Origin of the sequence: Veillonella sp. AF36-20BH (assembly GCF_003602765.1) — a bacterium.
Classification (GTDB): Bacteria; Bacillota; Negativicutes; order Veillonellales; family Veillonellaceae; genus Veillonella; species Veillonella hominis.
In genome coordinates this window covers 1-1,043 of sequence record NZ_QTLR01000017.1, presented here as the reverse complement: position 1 = coordinate 1,043, position 1,043 = coordinate 1, and the positions used below count along the sequence as shown (strand labels likewise).

Here is a 1,043-nt window from a genome sequence, read left to right as displayed (position 1 = left end):
GATATCGCATCCAAAGCGCAACAAGATACCAATACAACAAATATCACAAATATAAACAATACCATTGCGAAAGGTTTGAACTTCGCTGGTGATACCGGTGCAGACATCAACAAGCAATTGGGCGAGAAGTTATCCATTAAGGGTGGTGCTTCTGCGGACTTGACAGATAACAATATCGGTGTAATATCTGATGGCGCTCAACTAAATGTTAAGCTTAAAAAAGATGTTAACCTAGGCCCTAACGGTAGCTTGACTATCAACGGAAAAACTTATGTCAATAAAGACGGTTTGAATGCGGGTGGTCAAAAAATTACTAACGTAGCACCTGGTACTGATGGAACGGATGCTGTCAATGTGGATCAATTAAATGCTGCTATTGGCGGTACATCCAAAGCGACAACCGTAAAAGCTAAGGATGCTAACGTAACCGTTACAGAAGGCGTTAACGCTGCTGGTGGTAAAGAATATACAGTTGGATTAGGTGATAAGGTTACTCTTGGTTCAGATGCTGATAAGAAAGTTGTTGTAGATGGCACTACTGGTACGATTACGGCCGGAGATAAGGTGACTATTAACGGTACAACAGGTGATATTAAGGCCGGAACAGTTAAAATAACCGGCGCAGGTACGGTAAACGAATTGACTAACCGTACATGGGATATCGATAATCCTACAGTTGTACATGGTCAAGCGGCAACAGAAGACCAATTGAAACATGTTAGTGACGGTGTAAAAAATAACAAAACCGATATTACAAACATCAATAACACCATTGCAAAAGGCTTGAACTTCAAGGGCGATGATACAACTGTTATCAATAAACAATTAGGCGAACAGTTAGATATCAAAGGTGGTGCTGATGCAAATAAATTGTCTGATGACAATATTGGCGTAGTATCTGCAAATGGTGCGCTTAATGTTAAATTGTCAAAAGAATTGAAAAATTTAACTAGCGTAACTACCGGTAATACTGTTATGAACACTGATGGTTTGACTATCAATGGCGGTCCTAAGATTGTTAAGGACGGCATCGATGCAGGCGG

Annotated in this window: 1 pseudogene; it reads left to right on the top strand. The window is 40.4% G+C overall.

What is annotated here, in order from left to right:
• Nucleotides 1–1,043, top strand: a pseudogene (locus DW000_RS09750) (adhesin); the annotation flags it as partial.